Annotated in this window: 16 protein-coding genes; 12 read left to right on the forward strand and 4 right to left on the reverse strand. The window is 60.1% G+C overall.

Annotated elements, in window-relative coordinates:
• The first annotated feature begins 15 nt into the window (after positions 1-15).
• A complete protein-coding gene (gene hemL, locus DFS28_RS19915; RefSeq protein WP_111451156.1) occupies positions 16-1,299 on the forward strand; it encodes a glutamate-1-semialdehyde 2,1-aminomutase in 1,284 nt (427 codons plus the stop codon).
• Positions 1,300-1,522: 223 nt separating this feature from the next.
• Positions 1,523-2,077, forward strand: a complete 555-nt coding sequence (locus DFS28_RS19920; RefSeq protein WP_111451157.1) for a tetratricopeptide repeat protein — start codon at positions 1,523-1,525, stop codon at positions 2,075-2,077.
• A gap of 139 nt (positions 2,078-2,216) precedes the next feature.
• Here DFS28_RS19920 and DFS28_RS19925 read toward each other — a convergent pair whose 3' ends face one another.
• A complete protein-coding gene (locus tag DFS28_RS19925) occupies positions 2,217-2,546 on the reverse strand; it encodes a DUF1820 family protein (protein ID WP_007894425.1) in 330 nt (109 codons plus the stop codon).
• A 134-nt stretch (positions 2,547-2,680) separates the two neighbouring features.
• Here DFS28_RS19925 and miaB point away from each other — a divergent pair, with 134 nt between their 5' ends.
• From miaB to lnt, 5 genes are all read left to right on the forward strand, one after another.
• Positions 2,681-4,009, forward strand: a complete 1,329-nt coding sequence (gene miaB, locus DFS28_RS19930) for a tRNA (N6-isopentenyl adenosine(37)-C2)-methylthiotransferase MiaB (protein ID WP_165934008.1) — start codon at positions 2,681-2,683, stop codon at positions 4,007-4,009.
• Positions 4,010-4,218: 209 nt separating this feature from the next.
• Positions 4,219-5,235, forward strand: a complete 1,017-nt coding sequence (locus tag DFS28_RS19935; protein ID WP_111451241.1) for a PhoH family protein — start codon at positions 4,219-4,221, stop codon at positions 5,233-5,235.
• Positions 5,228-5,722 (forward strand): rRNA maturation RNase YbeY, encoded by a 495-nt coding sequence (gene ybeY / locus DFS28_RS19940; RefSeq protein ID WP_111451159.1) that lies wholly within the window; start codon positions 5,228-5,230, stop codon positions 5,720-5,722. The genes DFS28_RS19935 and ybeY overlap by 8 nt, the downstream gene beginning before the upstream one ends.
• Before the next feature lie 5 nt (positions 5,723-5,727).
• Positions 5,728-6,567 carry an HlyC/CorC family transporter gene (locus DFS28_RS19945; RefSeq protein WP_008152854.1) on the forward strand — a complete coding sequence of 280 codons (840 nt, stop codon included), beginning with the start codon at positions 5,728-5,730 and terminating at the stop codon, positions 6,565-6,567.
• Between the two features lie 15 nt (positions 6,568-6,582).
• Complete coding sequence (lnt, locus tag DFS28_RS19950) at positions 6,583-8,106, forward strand: apolipoprotein N-acyltransferase (RefSeq protein WP_111451160.1); 1,524 nt, start codon at positions 6,583-6,585, stop codon at positions 8,104-8,106.
• A 167-nt stretch (positions 8,107-8,273) separates the two neighbouring features.
• Here the strand turns inward: lnt and DFS28_RS19955 are convergent, their stop codons facing one another.
• Positions 8,274-9,035 (reverse strand): YdcF family protein, encoded by a 762-nt coding sequence (locus DFS28_RS19955; RefSeq protein ID WP_111451161.1) that lies wholly within the window; start codon positions 9,033-9,035, stop codon positions 8,274-8,276.
• 108 nt (positions 9,036-9,143) lie between these two features.
• Positions 9,144-9,464, reverse strand: a complete 321-nt coding sequence (locus tag DFS28_RS19960; protein ID WP_111451162.1) for a hypothetical protein — start codon at positions 9,462-9,464, stop codon at positions 9,144-9,146.
• A gap of 279 nt (positions 9,465-9,743) precedes the next feature.
• Between DFS28_RS19960 and leuS the strand changes: the two genes are divergently transcribed.
• The 5 genes from leuS (at position 9,744) to DFS28_RS19985 (ending at position 15,795) form a co-directional block, all read left to right on the forward strand.
• Positions 9,744-12,350 (forward strand): leucine--tRNA ligase, encoded by a 2,607-nt coding sequence (gene leuS / locus DFS28_RS19965; protein WP_111451163.1) that lies wholly within the window; start codon positions 9,744-9,746, stop codon positions 12,348-12,350.
• 88 nt (positions 12,351-12,438) lie between these two features.
• Complete coding sequence (gene lptE / locus DFS28_RS19970; RefSeq protein WP_111451164.1) at positions 12,439-13,044, forward strand: LPS assembly lipoprotein LptE; 606 nt, start codon at positions 12,439-12,441, stop codon at positions 13,042-13,044.
• A 39-nt stretch (positions 13,045-13,083) separates the two neighbouring features.
• Entirely contained in the window at positions 13,084-14,121 is a 1,038-nt protein-coding gene (gene holA, locus DFS28_RS19975) for a DNA polymerase III subunit delta (protein WP_111451165.1), read from the forward strand.
• Positions 14,122-14,245: 124 nt separating this feature from the next.
• Positions 14,246-14,410, forward strand: coding sequence for an alternative ribosome rescue factor ArfA (gene arfA / locus DFS28_RS19980; RefSeq protein ID WP_094470475.1), 165 nt, complete (start codon positions 14,246-14,248; stop codon positions 14,408-14,410).
• A 62-nt stretch (positions 14,411-14,472) separates the two neighbouring features.
• Positions 14,473-15,795, forward strand: coding sequence for a lytic murein transglycosylase (locus DFS28_RS19985; protein ID WP_111451166.1), 1,323 nt, complete (start codon positions 14,473-14,475; stop codon positions 15,793-15,795).
• Between the two features lie 129 nt (positions 15,796-15,924).
• Here the strand turns inward: DFS28_RS19985 and DFS28_RS19990 are convergent, their stop codons facing one another.
• On the reverse strand, positions 15,925-16,875 hold the full coding sequence (locus DFS28_RS19990; RefSeq protein ID WP_111451167.1) for an LD-carboxypeptidase: 951 nt from the start codon (positions 16,873-16,875) through the stop codon (positions 15,925-15,927).
• Positions 16,876-16,981: the final 106 nt, after the last annotated feature.

A 16,981-nucleotide genomic window follows, 5' to 3' on the forward strand; every position in this document is an offset into this window, starting at 1 on the left:
TTTGAGAGCCCGATCATGTCTCGTTCCGAAACGCTGTTTGCCAATGCCCAGAAACACATTCCCGGTGGCGTGAACTCGCCTGTTCGCGCATTCAAAAGCGTGGGCGGCACGCCGTTGTTCTTCAAACACGCGGAAGGCGCCTACGTCACCGACGAAGACAACAAGCGTTATGTGGATTACGTCGGTTCCTGGGGGCCGATGATTCTCGGCCACAGCCACCCGGACGTGCTGGACGCCGTGCGCAAACAGCTTGAGCACGGATTGTCCTACGGCGCGCCGACCGAGATGGAAACCCAGATGGCTGATCTGGTCTGCTCGATCGTGCCGTCGATGGAAATGGTGCGCATGGTCAGCTCCGGTACCGAAGCGACCATGAGTGCTATCCGTCTGGCCCGTGGTTTCACCGGCCGCGACAGCATCATCAAGTTCGAAGGCTGCTACCACGGTCACTCCGACAGTCTGCTGGTCAAGGCCGGCTCTGGCGCCCTGACCCAAGGCGTGCCGAGCTCGGCCGGTGTGCCGGCGGCCTTCGCCAAACACACCCTGACCCTGCCGTTCAACGACATCGACGCCGTAGCAACCATGCTCGCCGAAGTCGGCCAGGAAGTGGCCTGCATCATCGTCGAGCCAGTGGCTGGCAACATGAACTGCGTACCGCCGGCGCCAGGTTTCCTCGAAGGCCTGCGAACCCTGTGCGACAAGCATGGCGTGGTGCTGATTTTCGACGAAGTGATGACCGGTTTCCGCGTTGCCCTCGGCGGTGCACAAGCCCACTACGGCGTGACACCAGACCTGACCACCTTCGGCAAAATCATCGGTGGCGGCATGCCGGTTGGCTGCTTCGGCGGCAAGCGCGAAATCATGTCGCACATCGCACCATTGGGCCCGGTCTATCAGGCGGGTACCTTGTCGGGCAACCCGTTGGCCATGGCTGCCGGCCTGACGACCCTGCGCCTGATCAGCCGCCCGGGCTTCCACGCAGAGTTGACTGACTACACCAGTCGCCTGCTCGACGGCCTGCAACAACGCGCGGATGCCGCGGGCATTCCATTCGTGACCACCCAGGCCGGCGGCATGTTCGGTCTGTACTTCAGCGGCGCCGACGACATCGTGACCTTCGATGACGTGATGGCCAGCGACGCCGCCCTGTTCGGGCGCTTCTTCCACCTGATGCTCGAAGGCGGCGTGTACCTGGCGCCGAGCGCCTTCGAAGCCGGCTTCACTTCGATCGCCCACGGCGAAACCGAGCTGAAACTGACGCTGGATGCCGCCGAGCGCGCATTTGCTGCATTGAAATAACGCTGTGCCGCTGACGTTGGCGGTTGCCAGCGTCAGCTTTCACCTGCATTCCCGCCCTTATTCCTTCGCTTCTGCTCAAATACCCAGCAAAGTGGCCGATATATTCCCCGCGCAGCAGAAAAACGAGTAAAGACTTTGTAAGGTTGGCCCTGCTTATTTCATAATGCGCGCTTATTGGATCCCTCGATGGGTCCGCGCGCCCCTCAGAGGTAAGTCGATTCCCATGAACCGCACCGGCCGCGCCCTTGCACTGGGCTGCCTGTTGCTCCTTCAGCCCCTGCTCGCGCTCGCACAAGCAGGCGGCAACTCGTTGTTAATCCCAGCGATGGGTCGTTGCACCCTCAATACTCAGCCGCAAGACCTGGCACAGGCGCTCGCCGCCTGCCAGAAAGCGTCGGATGAAGGGGATGCGCAAGCGCAATACGAGTTGGGTGAGTTCTACTACGACGGCAAAAACACGCCGCGCGACCTCAAAAAAGCCCTGAGCTACTTCGAAAAGGCCTCGCTGCAAGGCCATGCTCAGGCGCAATTCAAACTCGGCACCATGTTCTTCCACGGCGAAGGCGTACCGGCCAATAACGTTCAGGCGTATATCGTGCTGAAAATGGCGGCGGTCAATGGCGCTGAAGAAGCGTTGGACACCGCCGACGAAGTCGCCGAGAAAATGCCCCGCGAAGAACTGGAAGTCGCTACCCAGGTGCTAGGGCAAATCTTCCGCAAGTACTTGATGGAATTGCAAAGCGCCGATGGGCGTACGCCGTTCTCGCCACTGCCCTGATTTCTGTGTTGTTCTGACTGCCCCAATCGCGAGCAGGCTCGCTCCCACAGTTGATCTCTGGCCTACACAAATATTGTGTTCACAGACGATCCATTGTGGGAGCGAGCCTGCTCGCGATTGGGGCGACTCGGTCTAACTCTTACTTCTCAGGCATCGGCATCGGAAACGGCATGACATTGCCGACCGCGCCGCGGGCTTCGCTGATTTTCGGCGTGCCGAGGCGCTCGACCTCGTCGATCCGCACGATCGAATGCATCGGCACAAAGCTGCGCACAACGCCTTCGAATTGAGCCTTGAGCTTTTCTTCGCTCGGATCGACGACCACTTGCGTGCGCTCGCCAAAGACGAACTCTTCCACTTCCAGGAAGCCCCACAGATCACTTTGATAGATCTGCTTGGCATACATTTCGTACACCTGGCCCTGGTTGAGGAAAATCACCTTGTAGATTGGAGCTTCACGTTTGGTCATGGTGGGCGAGCAACACATCGGGGATAAAAATGAGGGCGCGAACTATAGCATAGCCGCCGGACGCGCAACGGTAGGAACCTTGGAACATGTTCCCTATAATGCGCGGTTCTTTGAATCACGTGAGACTGGGGTCCATGGCCAAGAAGCTTTACATCGAAACCCACGGTTGCCAGATGAACGAGTACGACAGCTCGCGCATGGTCGATCTGCTGGGCGAACATCAGGCCCTGGAAGTCACCGCTCGCGCTGAAGATGCCGACGTGATCCTGCTCAACACCTGCTCAATCCGTGAACGCGCCCAAGACCGGGTGTATTCCCAGCTCGGCCGCTGGCGCGAATTGAAACTGGCCAACCCGGACATGGTGATTGCCGTTGGCGGCTGTGTGGCCAGCCAGGAAGGCGCAGCCATTCGCGATCGCGCCCCTTACGTGGACGTGGTCTTCGGTCCGCAGACCCTGCACCGCCTGCCGGAAATGATCGACGCCGCCCGCGCTACCAAGCTGCCGCAAGTCGACGTCTCGTTTCCGGAAATCGAAAAATTCGACCACTTGCCCGAGCCGCGCGTCGATGGCCCCAGCGCTTATGTGTCGGTCATGGAAGGCTGCAGCAAGTACTGCACCTTCTGCGTGGTGCCTTACACCCGCGGTGAAGAAGTCAGCCGGCCGTTCGATGACGTGATCGCCGAGATCATCCACCTGGCCGAAAACGGCGTGCGCGAAGTGACCCTGCTGGGGCAGAACGTCAATGGCTATCGCGGGACCACTCATGACGGCCGTTTGGCTGACCTGGCCGAACTGATCCGCGTCGTCGCTGCCGTGGATGGCATCGACCGCATCCGCTACACCACCTCACACCCGCTGGAGTTCTCCGACAGCCTGATCCAGGCCCACGCCGACGTGCCGGAACTGGTCAAACACCTGCACTTGCCGGTGCAATCGGGCTCGGACCGAATCCTGGCAGCGATGAAGCGCAACCACACCGCGCTGGAATACAAATCCAAACTACGCAAGCTGCGCGCTGCCGTGCCGGGGATTTGCATCAGCTCTGACTTCATCGTTGGTTTCCCGGGCGAGACCGAAAAAGACTTCGAACAGACCATGAAGCTGATCGAAGACGTCGGTTTCGACTTCTCCTACTCGTTCGTCTATAGCCAGCGCCCGGGCACTCCGGCTGCCGATCTGGCCGACGAAACGCCGGAAGCGCTGAAAAAAGAACGCCTGAACGCCCTGCAACATCGCCTGAACCAGCAAGGCTTCGAGATCAGCCGACAAATGGTGGGCTCCATTCAGCGGATTCTGGTGACCGATTATTCGAAAAAAGACCCCGGTGAACTGCAAGGCCGGACCGAGAATAACCGCATCGTCAATTTCCGCTGCGACAATCCGACGTTGATTGGGCAGTTCGCCGATGTGCATATCGACGCCGCACAACCGCACTCACTGCGGGGCTCGCTGATCCAATAACACCGCACATCACTGTAGGAGCAAAGCTTGCTCGCGATGGCGCCAGGTCAGACGATTCATATCGTTGAATGCCAGACAGTCATCGCGAGCAAGCTTTGCTCCTACAGGTCCCGTGTTTCAACATTGGTCTGTATAAGACCTTTCGCACCCAGGCCTCTGGCGTTATCCTTGATTTCATCTTAATTGCCCCAGGGCGGCTAAATACGACCTTGAACGCACCCATAGAACCACATCGTTTTATCCTCGAGCCTTTTGAAGCTCGCCGCTTCGCCAATCTGTGCGGGCAATTCGACGAGCATCTGCGCTTGATCGAACAGCGCCTGAATATCGAGATCCGCAACCGCGGAGACCAGTTCGAACTGATCGGCGAACCCAAGCACACCACCTCCGCGGAAAACCTCCTGCGCCGCCTGTACCGGGAAACCAAGGGTACCGAGCTGTCGCCGGACATGGTTCACCTGTTCCTGCAGGAATCGGCCGTCGAAGAGCTGGACAACGTCTCCCCCTCCGAACCTTCCGTCGCCTTGCGCACCAAAAAAGGCATGATTCGCCCTCGCGGCTTGAATCAGTTGCGCTACGTGAAGGAAATCCTCGGTAACGACATCAACTTCGGCATCGGCCCGGCCGGTACCGGCAAGACCTATCTGGCCGTTGCCTGCGCGGTAGATGCGCTGGAACGCGAGCAGATTCGCCGCATCCTGCTGGTGCGTCCGGCGGTTGAAGCGGGCGAAAAGCTCGGCTTCCTGCCCGGCGACCTGTCGCAGAAGATCGACCCGTACCTGCGCCCGCTCTACGATGCGCTCTACGAAATGCTCGGCTTCGAATACGTCGCCAAGCTGATCGAGCGCCAGGTGATCGAAGTTGCACCGCTGGCCTACATGCGCGGTCGCACCTTGAACAACAGTTTCATCATCCTCGACGAAAGCCAGAACACCACCGTCGAACAGATGAAGATGTTCCTGACCCGGATCGGCTTCGGCTCTACCGCCGTCATCACCGGTGACATCACCCAGGTCGACCTGCCGAAAGGCACCAAATCCGGGCTGCACCATGTGATCGAAGTACTCAAGGACGTACCGGGCATCAGCTTCACCCATTTCATGCCCAAAGACGTCGTGCGCCATCCACTGGTGCAGCGCATTGTCGAAGCTTATGAACGCTTCGAGAATCGCGTGGCCGACGAACCGGCGAAGATCTCGTCCAAGGACAATCGCCACGATGCTTGAGCTTGATCTGCAACTGGCTACCGAAGCGCCAGCCCCAAGCGAAGCCGAGTTCCGCCAATGGTGCGAACTGGCGCTGCGCCAGCGCACCGCCGACTCCGAAATGACCATCCGTTTGGTCGATGAAGCGGAAGGTCGCGAGCTGAACCACACCTGGCGGCAAAAGGATTACGCCACTAACGTCTTGTCGTTTCCTGCCGATGTGCCCGACGAGTTTCTCGATATCCCGCTGCTGGGCGATCTGGTGATCTGCGTGGCGGTGGTCGAGCGCGAAGCAGCCGAACAAGACAAGGCACTCAAGGCCCATTGGGCTCATCTGGTCATTCACGGCTGCTTGCATCTATTGGGTTACGACCATATAGATGACGATGAAGCCGAAGAAATGGAAGCACTGGAACGAACGTTGCTTGCAGAGTTGGGCTATCCCGCCCCGTATGCGGACGACGAAACAGACACATCCCCTATCGTTACAACAAAGGATTCAGAGTAATCGCTATGAGCGAAGATCGATCGAGCAACGGGCAAAAGTCATGGCTGGGTAAGCTCACCCAGGCTTTTGCCCACGAGCCGAAGAACCGCCAGGAGCTGCTGGAGCTGCTGCGCGACGCACACCAAAACAAGTTGCTGGACAGCGAAGCGCTGGCCATCGTCGAAGGCGCCATCCAGGTTGCTGACCTGCAAGTACGGGACATCATGGTCCCGCGCTCGCAGATGATCAGCATCAAGGCGACCCAGACACCCCGCGAGTTCCTGCCTGCCGTGGTCGACTCGGCCCACTCCCGCTACCCGGTGATCGGCGAAAGCCACGATGACGTGATGGGCGTGTTGCTGGCCAAGGACTTGCTGCCGTTGATCCTCAAGGAGAACGGCGACAGCTTCAACATCAAGGACTTGTTGCGCCCGGCCACTTTCGTGCCCGAGTCCAAGCGCCTGAATGTGCTGCTGCGCGAGTTTCGCGCCAACCACAATCACATGGCCATCGTCATCGACGAATACGGCGGTGTGGCGGGCCTGGTGACCATCGAAGACGTGCTGGAGCAGATCGTCGGCGACATCGAAGACGAGCATGACGTCGAAGAAGACAGCTACATCAAGCCGCTGCCCAGCGGTGACTTCCTGATCAAGGCCCTGACGCCGATCGAGAACTTCAACGAGTTTTTCGACAGCCAATTCTCCGATGACGAATTCGACACTGTCGGCGGCCTGGTGATGAGCGCGTTCGGGCACCTGCCAAAACGCAACGAAATCACTGAAATCGGCCCTTATCGCTTCCGCATCCTGAACGCCGACAGCCGTCGGATTCACTTGCTTCGCCTGACGCCTATTGCTCGGTAAAAACTAAGGATAGAAATGCGCTGGATAACCCGCCCCGGCTGGCCCGGTAACCTGCTGGCCGTGGCGGCCGGTGCACTCACCACCCTGGCCCTGGCGCCGTTCGATATCTGGCCGTTGGCATTGCTGGCGGTCGGTTTCTTCTATGCCGGCTTACGCGAGCTGAACCCACGCCAGGCCCTGGGCCGTGGCTGGTGTTTCGGTTTCGGCCTGTTTGGCGCGGGCACCAGCTGGATCTACTACAGCATTCACCACTTCGGCGGCGCTTCGGTGCTGCTGGCCGGCTTCCTGATGCTGATCTTCACGGCGGCGATTGCCTGGTTCTTCTCCCTGCCCGCCTGGATCTGGGCGCGCTGGCTGCGCCGCAACGAAGCGCCGCTGGCCGACGCCCTGGCGTTTGCAGCGTTGTGGGTCGGTCAGGAAGCCTTTCGCGGCTGGTTCCTGACGGGTTTTCCCTGGCTTTATTCCGGTTACAGTCAGCTCGACGGCCCGTTGGCCGGGCTTGCACCGCTCGGCGGGATGTGGCTGATTTCCTTCACCCTGGCCCTGACGGCAGCGCTGATCTATAACGCGTTGCGTCTGGTGCGCACCGGCCGCAAAGGTTTCATCGCCGCGGGTGTGTTGCTGCTGGTCGGCCCTTGGGTGGCCGGCATGGCGCTCAAGGAACACGCCTGGACCACCCCGGCGGGCGCTCCGCTGAGTGTCGCGGCGATTCAGGGCAACATCGAACAGAGCATGAAGTGGGACCCGGCGCAGCTCAACGCGCAGTTGGCGCTGTACCGCGACATGAGTTTCAGTTCGAAACGGGTCGACTTGCTGATCTGGCCGGAAACGGCCATCCCGGTGCTCAAGGAGTCCGCCGAGGGCTACCTGAACATGATGGGAAGCTTCGCCGCAGAGCGTAAGTCCGCACTGATTACTGGTGTGCCGATTCGCGAGGAAGTCCATCACCAGAAGCGTTTCTACAACGGCATCACCGTCGTGGGCGAAGGCGATGGCACTTACCTCAAACAGAAGCTGGTGCCGTTTGGCGAATATGTTCCGTTGCAGGACGTGCTGCGCGGGCTGATCGCCTTCTTCGACCTGCCGATGTCGGACTTTGCCCGCGGTCCCGCCGATCAGCCGATGCTGCAAGCCAAGGGCTATCAGATTGCGCCGTTCATCTGCTACGAAGTGGTTTACCCGGAATTCGCCGCCAGTCTTGCGGCGCGTAGCGAACTGCTGCTGACCATCAGTAATGACACCTGGTTCGGCACGTCCATCGGCCCGCTGCAACATTTACAGATGGCGCAGATGCGCGCGCTGGAGGCTGGTCGCTGGATGATCCGCGCCACCAACAACGGCGTGACCGGTTTGATCAACCCGTTCGGTCAGATCACTGTGCAGATCCCTCAGTTCGAGCGTGGGATTTTGTACGGTGAAGTGGTGCCCATGCACAACCTGACGCCTTATCTGGAATGGCGTTCGTGGCCGCTGATCATTGTTTGCGTGCTGTTGTTTGGCTGGGCGCTGGTGGCGAGTCGGATGGCAAAAACCGTTTAAAACTGGCGGGCTTTTGTGGCGAGGGGGCTTGTCGGAACGCCGCACCGCCCCGTTCGGCCGCGCAGCGGTCGTAAAATCAGACAACGCGGTGTGTCAGGTACAACTCATTGGCTGGTTTTGGGGCTGCTTCGCAGCCCAACGGGGGCAAGCCCCCTCGCCACAGTGAGTCAGCGGTAAAAAAGGGTATATCCGATCTGCCCCACCGCCTCATTCAACAGCTGCCCGCTTTGCCAGATCGATTTGAATTCCGGCATCCAGCCACCCAGTGGCCGGGCGTTGTCCACGCCTAAAAACCCCATCGGCGCTGGCACCACTTCAAAACCCGCTTTTTTGAAACTCCAGACGGCTCGCGGCATGTGCCAAGCCTGAGTCACGATGACCACGCGCTTGATCCCTTGCGGCAACAACACCTCGGCGCTGAACTGCGCGTTCTCCCAGGTCGTGCGGCTGCGCCCTTCCTGCCAACGCACGGGGACGCCGAAATCATCTTGCAACGAGTCGGCCATCAACCGGGCTTCAGTCGGTGGCGTGTCGTAATGCAGGCCGCCACTGGTCAGGACCGGCAAGCCCGACGCCTTGGCCAGCCGCGCCGTATACCGCTCGCGCTGCAGCGCCACACCCGTCGGCTGGTCGTCGCCCCAGGCCAGATCGCCACGTTCACGCCCCGCGCCCAGCACTACAATCGCGTCGGCATGCTGCGCCAATGTTGCCCATTCATCGCGAGCCAGCGGCGCTTCACGCTCCAGCGCCTTGGCGCCCCACTGCACCACCACCGGCAAGCTCATCAGCCAGAAGCCGCCCACGCCCAGCGCAAAGCACAACCCGGCAAGGCGCGGTCTTGAGCGTCGCAACCACCAGGCAAGCACCAACAGCAGCAAAAGAATGCCGGGCGGTAACAGGAGTTGTTTAACGAAATATCGAAAAGGCATCGAGCATCTCCAAAAAGATGCCCGAAGCCTAAGTGGGTTGACGCAAGGCGACAACAAATACGGAAGGAATATGCTTCACAAATACATCAGACATTGCTTCCAGTGTCCTTACTTGAATTGCAAAGACCGGACCTTTACCGCGTCCCTGCCGGGAACCTTGTCCTTGAGCCAGATGATCTTGGCCGAACGTGGTGCGTCGAGTTGCTTCACTGCTTCTGACAAGCATCCGTGTGTCTCACGTTCACTGCGATCGAGATACGCCTTGACCAGTGCAAACTCTGCGGGGCTCAAGCCACGCAATTCCAGTTCCACCGGACGCTCATCGCGTAACCGGTCAGCGGTTTTTGCCGCGTCCAGGGCGATTCCCAGACGATCGATCAGTCTCTCGTACAGCTCCGGTTTTGTAACTTTTTGCCGTGACTCAACCATCCATCACCTCATTGAAGATAAGACTCACTCCCCATTTAGAGCTTAGCTTCCATCAACAAACCGGCTGAGTGCTGCGACCAACGGCCCTCGCAGCGGTTTTTGGGCGACCCGCAGCAGTAATCAGGGTTTCCCTCGGTAGAGTGCGGTCATGTATGCTACGGCGCTTCCTGTAACTCCACTTCCAGCTCGTCTGGGCACCGAAACGCCGATTTGGCGTGATCACCGCCCAGCGTTGCATTGAAGAGGATTAGGCCACCCCTATTCAGTTCAAAAGTAGCCATGCACGAACAATATCAGCCCCGTGAAATCGAAGCCGCCGCCCAGTCGTTCTGGGACGAGCAAAAGTCCTTTGAAGTCAGTGAACAGCCAGGCAAGGAGACTTTCTACTGCCTGTCGATGTTCCCTTACCCCAGCGGCAAGCTACACATGGGGCACGTGCGCAACTACACCATCGGCGACGTGATCTCCCGCTACCAGCGCATGCAAGGCAAGAACGTCCTGCAACCCATGGGTTGGGACGCCTTCGGCATGCCGGCGGAAAACGCCGCGATGAAGAACAACGTAGCGCCCGCCAAGTGGACCTACGAAAACATCGCCTACATGAAAACCCAGCTGCGCAGCCTGGGCCTCGCGGTGGACTGGTCCCGCGAAGTCACCACCTGCAAGCCTGATTACTACCGCTGGGAACAATGGCTGTTCACTCGCCTGTTCGAAAAAGGCGTGATCTACAAAAAAAGCGGCACCGTGAACTGGGACCCGGTCGATCAGACCGTTCTGGCCAACGAACAGGTGATCGACGGTCGCGGCTGGCGTTCCGGCGCGCTGATCGAAAAGCGCGAAATTCCGATGTACTACTTCAAGATCACCGCCTACGCGGATGAGTTGCTGTCGAGCCTCGACGATCTGCCGGGCTGGCCTGAACAGGTCAAGACCATGCAGCGCAACTGGATCGGCAAATCCCGCGGCATGGAAGTGCAGTTCCCGTATGACGTCTCCTCAATCGGTGAAACCGGCGCGCTGAAAGTATTCACTACCCGTCCGGACACCCTGATGGGCGCAACCTACGTTGCGGTGGCCGCCGAACACCATTTGGCTACCCTGGCTGCGCAGAACAACCCTGAGCTGCAAGCGTTCATCGCTGAATGCAAGGGCGGCAGCGTTGCCGAAGCCGACGTCGCCACTCAAGAGAAAAAAGGCCTGCGCACTTCGCTGTTCGTCGAGCATCCACTGACCGGTGAGAAGCTCCCGGTGTGGGTCGCCAACTATGTGCTGATGCACTACGGCGATGGCGCGGTCATGGCTGTACCGGCTCACGACGAACGCGATTTTGAGTTCGCCACCAAGTACAACCTGCCGATCAAGTCAGTGGTGCGCACCAGTTCCGGTGACACCAACCCGGCTCCGTGGCAAGACGCTTACGGCGAGCACGGCACGTTGATCAATTCCGGCGAGTTTGACGGCCTCGACTTCGCGGGCGCTTTTGACGCCATCGAAGTCGCGCTGATCAAGAAGAACCTCGGCGCCTCGCGTACCCAGTTCCGCCTGCGCGACTGGGGCATCAGCCGTCAGCGCTACTGGGGTTGCCCGATCCCGATCATCCACTGCACCACCTGCGGTGATGTGCCGGTCCCGGAAGATCAGTTGCCAGTCGTGCTGCCGGAAGACGTCGTACCGGACGGCGCCGGTTCGCCATTGGCGCGCATGCCCGAGTTCTACGAGTGCAGCTGCCCGAAATGCGGCGCACCGGCCAAGCGTGAAACCGACACCATGGACACCTTCGTCGAGTCCTCGTGGTACTACGCCCGTTACGCCTCCCCGCACTATGAAGGCGGTCTGGTGGAAAAATCGGCGGCCGACCATTGGTTGCCGGTTGATCAGTACATCGGCGGTATCGAACACGCGATTCTTCACCTGCTCTACGCACGTTTCTTCCACAAGCTGATGCGCGATGAAGGCCTGGTGAGCTCCAACGAACCGTTCAAGAACCTGCTGACCCAGGGCATGGTGATCGCCGAGACTTACTATCGTCGCGAAGCCAACGGTGCTTACACCTGGTTCAACCCGGCAGACGTCGAACTCGAACGCGACAGCAAAGCCAAAGTAATCAGCGCCAAGCTGATCGCGGACGGCCTGCCGGTGGAAATCGGTGGCACCGAGAAGATGGCCAAGTCGAAAAACAACGGCGTCGACCCACAGTCGATGATCGACCAGTTCGGCGCAGACACCTGCCGCCTGTTCATGATGTTCGCCTCGCCACCCGACATGAGCGCGGAATGGTCCGACTCTGGAGTCGAAGGTTCGCACCGTTTCCTCAAGCGTGTCTGGCGCCTGGCTCAAGCCCACGTCACTCAGGGCCTGCCGGGCAAACTGGACGTCGCCAGCCTGAATGACGAGCAGAAAGCCATTCGTCGCTCGATCCACCAGGCGATCAAGCAGGCCAGCCATGACGTCGGCCAGAACCACAAATTCAACACCGCCATCGCTCAGGTGATGACGCTGATGAACGTGCTGGAAAAAGCCCCGCAAGGCACCGAACAGGATCGCGCGCTGATTCACGAAGGTCTGGAAGCCGTCACTCTGCTCCTGGCCCCGATCACCCCGCACATCAGCCACGAGCTGTGGCATCGCCTGGGCCATGCTGACCCGGTGATCGACGCCGCTTGGCCGGTGCTGGACGAAAGCGCGTTGGTGCAGGACAGCCTGCAACTGGTCATCCAGGTCAACGGCAAGCTGCGTGGCCACATCGAAATGCCCGCCAGCGCCAGCCGCGAAGAAGTCGAAGCCGCCGCACGGGCCAACGAGAACGTGCTGCGCTTTGTTGACGGTCTGACCATTCGTAAAGTGATCGTAGTGCCCGGGAAACTGGTCAATATCGTCGCCAGCTAATTGGATCAGGCGCCAGGTCATGCCTGGCGCCGAGTAAAACCTTTCGGGCCGCACGATCGGCCCACATGGTTTCAAGGGGAGCAACAAGATGATCAAACGCAATTTGCTGGTGATGGGCCTTGCGGTCCTGTTGAGCGCCTGCGGTTTCCAGCTGCGCGGCACCGGCACCACTGAACTGGCGATCAAGGAACTCGACCTGAGTGCCCGTAACGCCTACGGCGAAACGGTGACGCAACTGCGTCAGGTGCTGGAAAGCAGCGGCGTCAAGGTCTACAGCGGCGCACCTTACAAGCTGGTGCTGACCGATGAGCAGGAAAGCCAGCGCATCCTCAGCTACGCAGGTGCCGGTCGTACTGGCGAGTATCAGGTGACTACAGTGCTGAACTACGATATCCGTGGTGGGCGCGACCTGTCGCTGTTGAGCGACAAGCTCGAAGTGCAGAAAGTCTTCATGCACGACGGCAACAACCTGGTAGGTTCCGATCAGGAAGGCAACGACGCCCGCAAGGACACCCGTCGTGAACTGGTTCAACGGATGATGCTGCGCCTGCAACAGCTCACGCCGACCCAGCTGGATCAGCTGCAACAGACCGCCGAAGCCAGAGCCAAGGCTGAAGCCGATGCACTGGAAGCGGCGCAGAAGGCTGAAGCGAACACTCCGCGTCAGTCGCCAATCCAACTGCCGCAGCAGTAAGACTTACGGGGCGCCCAGGCGCCCCGTTCGCCCTCTCCTATGAAACTCGCCCCCGCCCAACTCGCCAAACACCTGCAAGGTGCCCTCGCGCCGGTCTATATCATCAGTGGCGATGACCCACTGCTGTGTCAGGAAGCCGCCGACGCCATTCGTGCCGCCGCCCGCCAACAGGGATTCGACGAGCGCCAGGTCTTCGCCGCCGACGCCAGTTTCGACTGGGGAACGTTGCTGCAAGCCGGCGCGAGCATGTCGCTGTTCGCTGAAAAGCGCCTGCTGGAACTGCGTCTGCCGTCCGGCAAACCCGGTGACAAAGGCGCTGCCGCGTTTATCGAGTACTGCTCACGGCCCGCTGAAGACACGGTGTTGCTGATCAGCCTGCCGAAACTTGACGGCAGTGCGCAGAAAACCAAGTGGGGCAAGGCGCTGGTCGAAGGTCAGCAGACCCAGTTCGTGCAAATCTGGCCGATAGAGGCCAACCAGTTGCCGAGCTGGATCCGTCAACGGTTGTCCCAGGCCGGGCTTTCCGCCAGCCAGGACGCCGTCGAACTGATCGCCGCACGGGTCGAGGGCAACCTGCTCGCGGCTGCCCAGGAAATCGAAAAGCTCAAGCTGATGGCCGAAGGCGGTCAAATCACTGTTGAAACCGTGCAAGCGGCAGTGGCCGACAGTGCGCGCTTCGATGTCTTTGGCCTGACCGATGCGATTCTCAACGGCGAAGCGGCTCATGCCCTGCGCATGCTCGAAGGGCTGCGCGGTGAAGGCGTCGAACCACCGGTGATTCTCTGGGCACTGGCCCGGGAGCTGCGTCTGCTGGCCAACCTGTCGCTGCAGTACAGCCAGGGCGTGCCACTGGACAAAGCCTTCAGCTCTGCCCGACCGCCGGTCTGGGACAAACGCAAACCATTGATGAGCAAAGCCTTGCAACGCTACTCGGCGCAACGCTGGGCGCAGCTATTGCTGGAAGCTCAGCGCATCGACGCGCAGATCAAAGGCCAGGCGGCCGGTTCGCCGTGGATGAGTTTGAGTCGGTTGTCGTTGTTGATGGCCGGCCAGCGGCTGAACTTGCCTGCCGAGTAAACACGCCCTCTGTAGCTGCTACAGAGGTTTCCTACATTACCCACATCCATTTGCCCTATAGACAGAATCTCAACTTCGGCAGATTATTTCCCCCGCAAAACCCACTCAATCGAGAGATCCGCTCATGAGCAAAAAGCCATCCAAAAATGGCCCCAACAAGGCCAAATCCATCATCGCCCAGCCACTGTTCCGCAGCCGTCAGGAACGAGCCGGCAAGGGCAAAGGCAGCTACCGCCGCGAAGCCTTCCAGTCTAATAGCTGGGAGGCTTCTTACTTTCTGGCGGCCTGAAAGGCAAGCGCTCGCTCAACATGTTAAGGTCTGCACCTGATTCGTACTCCCTGGACCCGTGCATGCCCCTTTGTATTTCCCGTCGTTGGCCCCTGCGCCAACTGATCGCTGCCTCCAGCCTCGTTTTACTAGTCGCCTGCGCGGAAAAACCGACCGCCGCCGACGCCCAACCGCTTCAGACCCTCCCCGTTGCGACAGCCCCTGCGGTCATTCCGCCCGTGGTTCCGACCGGTGAAGACCTCGACATCCAGCCCACCCAGACCTTCGCCGAATGGCAGGCGGGGTTCCGCAAGGACGCTCTGGCCGCCGGTATCCGCGCCGACCTGTTCGACCGCGCCTTCGCCAATGTCAGCCTCGACACCAGCGTGATCCGCGCCGACCGCAGCCAGCCGGAATTTGCCCGTCCGGTGTGGGAATACCTCGACGGCGCCCTTTCGCCGCTGCGGGTACGCAAAGGCCAGGCGCTGGTCAGCCAGTACGCCGACATCCTGCAAAGCATCGAACAGCGCTACGGCGTCGATCGTCAGGCACTGGTCTCGGTGTGGGGCATGGAAAGTAACTTCGGGCAGTTCCAGGGCAACAAGTCGGTGATTAATTCCCTGGCGACTTTGGCCTATGAAGGTCGGCGTCCCGGGTTTGCCCACGCACAACTGATCGCCGCCCTGCAGATCCTGCAACAGGGTGATATCGAGCCTGAGAAAATGCTTGGCTCCTGGGCCGGCGCCATGGGCCAGACCCAGTTCATCCCAACTACCTACAACACCCACGCCGTGGACTTCGATGGCGATGGTCGCCGCGACATCTGGGGCAGCCCGGCCGACGCGCTGGCCTCGACGGCGCATTACCTGCAAAGCTCAGGCTGGCAGAAAGGCCAGCCATGGGGCTTCGAGGTGCAGCTACCGGGCAGTTTCAACTACGTCCTGGCCGATGGCACGATTCGCAAGAGCGTCGCTGAATGGCTGCAACTGGGTGTCACCCTGCCCAATGGCGGTCGGGTTCCGCCAGGCTCCGAACAGCTGTCAGCCGCCCTGCTGCTGCCGGCCGGTTACCGTGGCCCGGCGTTCCTGGTCCTCGACAACTTCCGCGCGATCCTCAAGTACAACAACTCGTCGTCTTATGCCCTGGCCGTTAGCCTGTTGTCCGAGCGTTTCAATGGCGCCGGCCTGATCAACGGCACATGGCCGAAAGATGATTTGCCGCTGAGCCGTACCGAGCGGATCGAACTGCAAAGCCTGTTGAGCGCTCAGAACTACGACGCGGGCACCGCCGACGGCATCATCGGCGCCAACACCCGCAAGGCGATCCGCAGCGCCCAGCAGTCGTTTGGCTGGCCGGCGGATGGGTATCCGACGCACAAGTTGCTCGAAGGCCTTCGTAACCGATAGTTAGCCGTATGGCGGATGCCGCCTTCGCGAGCAAGCCCGCTCCCACAGGTGACCGAGTTCTCTCATAGGAATACGGTCGAATGTGGGAGCGGGCTTGCTCGCGAAGGCGGACTGTCAGGCGATGACCATCTAAGCCCTGATCACCACATCCTGCTCCAACACCAATTCCTTATTACCCGCATCCAGCCTGACCAGCGCGCCCATCGGCAACGTCAAATTCGGATCGCAATGCCCGCTGCGCCACCCTGCCAACACCGGTATCCTCAAAGGCGCAAAGGTCTGCTTGAGCAAGCGCTCCAAGGCAACCGTATCAACCCCCGCCACATCCCCCACCAAAACCCCGCGCAGCTTGTGCAGCGTGCCGGCCAGGCGCAGATGGGTCAGCAGCCGGTCGATGCGATACAGCGGCTCGTTAATGTCCTCGATGAACAGGATGACGCCCTCGGCATCCAACTCATACGGCGTACCCATGGTCGCCGCGATCAGCGACAGATTGCCCCCCAGCAAGCGTCCGTGAGCGATACCAGGCTCAATCGTCGTCAACGGGTAGGCGACCGGGTGCGCCAGCACGCTGCCCGCCTTCACCTGCCCTCTGAGCATGTTGAAGAATGAAGACTCGGTAGGTTTTTGCTTGTCACCCAGCAGGTCGGCGTTGAGCATCGGGCCATGAAAGGTCACGAAACCCGCATAACGGCTGATCGCCAAGTGCAGCGCGGTGATGTCGCTGTAGCCGATGAACGGCTTGGCATTGTTGCGCAGCAGTTCAAAGTCGATACGATCGAGTAACCGCGGCGTACCGTACCCCCCACGCAAGCAAATGATCGCGTCGACCTCACTGTCGGCGAACGCGGCGTGCAGGTCATTGAGCCGTACATCATCACTGCCGGCTAAATAATCATCTTTCTCGTACACGCCAGGGAAAACCCGCAGTGAGTATCCGCGAGCGCGCACCCAGGCGATGGCATTGTCGGTGTCCAGCGCTGCGGGACCGGCGGGCGCAATAACGCCGATCAGCCCTTGCGACGGCAAGGCCGGAACGGGTGCGTGAGGACAAAGGGTGTGAGTCGGTCGAACGGTCATCCATGAATCTCCCTGCGTGAATGCGTCAAACACACAGTAGTCAGGAACGGGGACAAACAGAAGAGGGTCAGTCGCGCCGAAAGTTGCAGGAAAAGTCTGTCATTGC

Origin of the sequence: Pseudomonas sp. 478 (assembly GCF_003254125.1) — a bacterium.
GTDB lineage: Bacteria > Pseudomonadota > Gammaproteobacteria > Pseudomonadales > Pseudomonadaceae > Aquipseudomonas.

What these genes read in the sequence shown, in the direction of transcription:
- lptE (WP_111451164.1), top strand. Translation starts at nt 12,439, where the DNA reads ATGATCAAACGCAATTTGCTGGTGATGGGCCTTGCGGTCCTGTTGAGC.
- DFS28_RS19920 (WP_111451157.1), top strand. Translation starts at nt 1,523, where the DNA reads ATGAACCGCACCGGCCGCGCCCTTGCACTGGGCTGCCTGTTGCTCCTT.
- DFS28_RS19985 (WP_111451166.1), top strand. Translation starts at nt 14,473, where the DNA reads ATGCCCCTTTGTATTTCCCGTCGTTGGCCCCTGCGCCAACTGATCGCT.
- DFS28_RS19925 (WP_007894425.1), bottom strand. Translation starts at nt 2,546, where the DNA reads ATGACCAAACGTGAAGCTCCAATCTACAAGGTGATTTTCCTCAACCAG.
- ybeY (WP_111451159.1), top strand. Translation starts at nt 5,228, where the DNA reads ATGCTTGAGCTTGATCTGCAACTGGCTACCGAAGCGCCAGCCCCAAGC.
- miaB (WP_165934008.1), top strand. Translation starts at nt 2,681, where the DNA reads ATGGCCAAGAAGCTTTACATCGAAACCCACGGTTGCCAGATGAACGAG.
- leuS (WP_111451163.1), top strand. Translation starts at nt 9,744, where the DNA reads ATGCACGAACAATATCAGCCCCGTGAAATCGAAGCCGCCGCCCAGTCG.
- DFS28_RS19960 (WP_111451162.1), bottom strand. Translation starts at nt 9,464, where the DNA reads ATGGTTGAGTCACGGCAAAAAGTTACAAAACCGGAGCTGTACGAGAGA.
- DFS28_RS19945 (WP_008152854.1), top strand. Translation starts at nt 5,728, where the DNA reads ATGAGCGAAGATCGATCGAGCAACGGGCAAAAGTCATGGCTGGGTAAG.
- DFS28_RS19955 (WP_111451161.1), bottom strand. Translation starts at nt 9,035, where the DNA reads ATGCCTTTTCGATATTTCGTTAAACAACTCCTGTTACCGCCCGGCATT.
- DFS28_RS19990 (WP_111451167.1), bottom strand. Translation starts at nt 16,875, where the DNA reads ATGACCGTTCGACCGACTCACACCCTTTGTCCTCACGCACCCGTTCCG.
- holA (WP_111451165.1), top strand. Translation starts at nt 13,084, where the DNA reads ATGAAACTCGCCCCCGCCCAACTCGCCAAACACCTGCAAGGTGCCCTC.
- hemL (WP_111451156.1), top strand. Translation starts at nt 16, where the DNA reads ATGTCTCGTTCCGAAACGCTGTTTGCCAATGCCCAGAAACACATTCCC.
- lnt (WP_111451160.1), top strand. Translation starts at nt 6,583, where the DNA reads ATGCGCTGGATAACCCGCCCCGGCTGGCCCGGTAACCTGCTGGCCGTG.
- arfA (WP_094470475.1), top strand. Translation starts at nt 14,246, where the DNA reads ATGAGCAAAAAGCCATCCAAAAATGGCCCCAACAAGGCCAAATCCATC.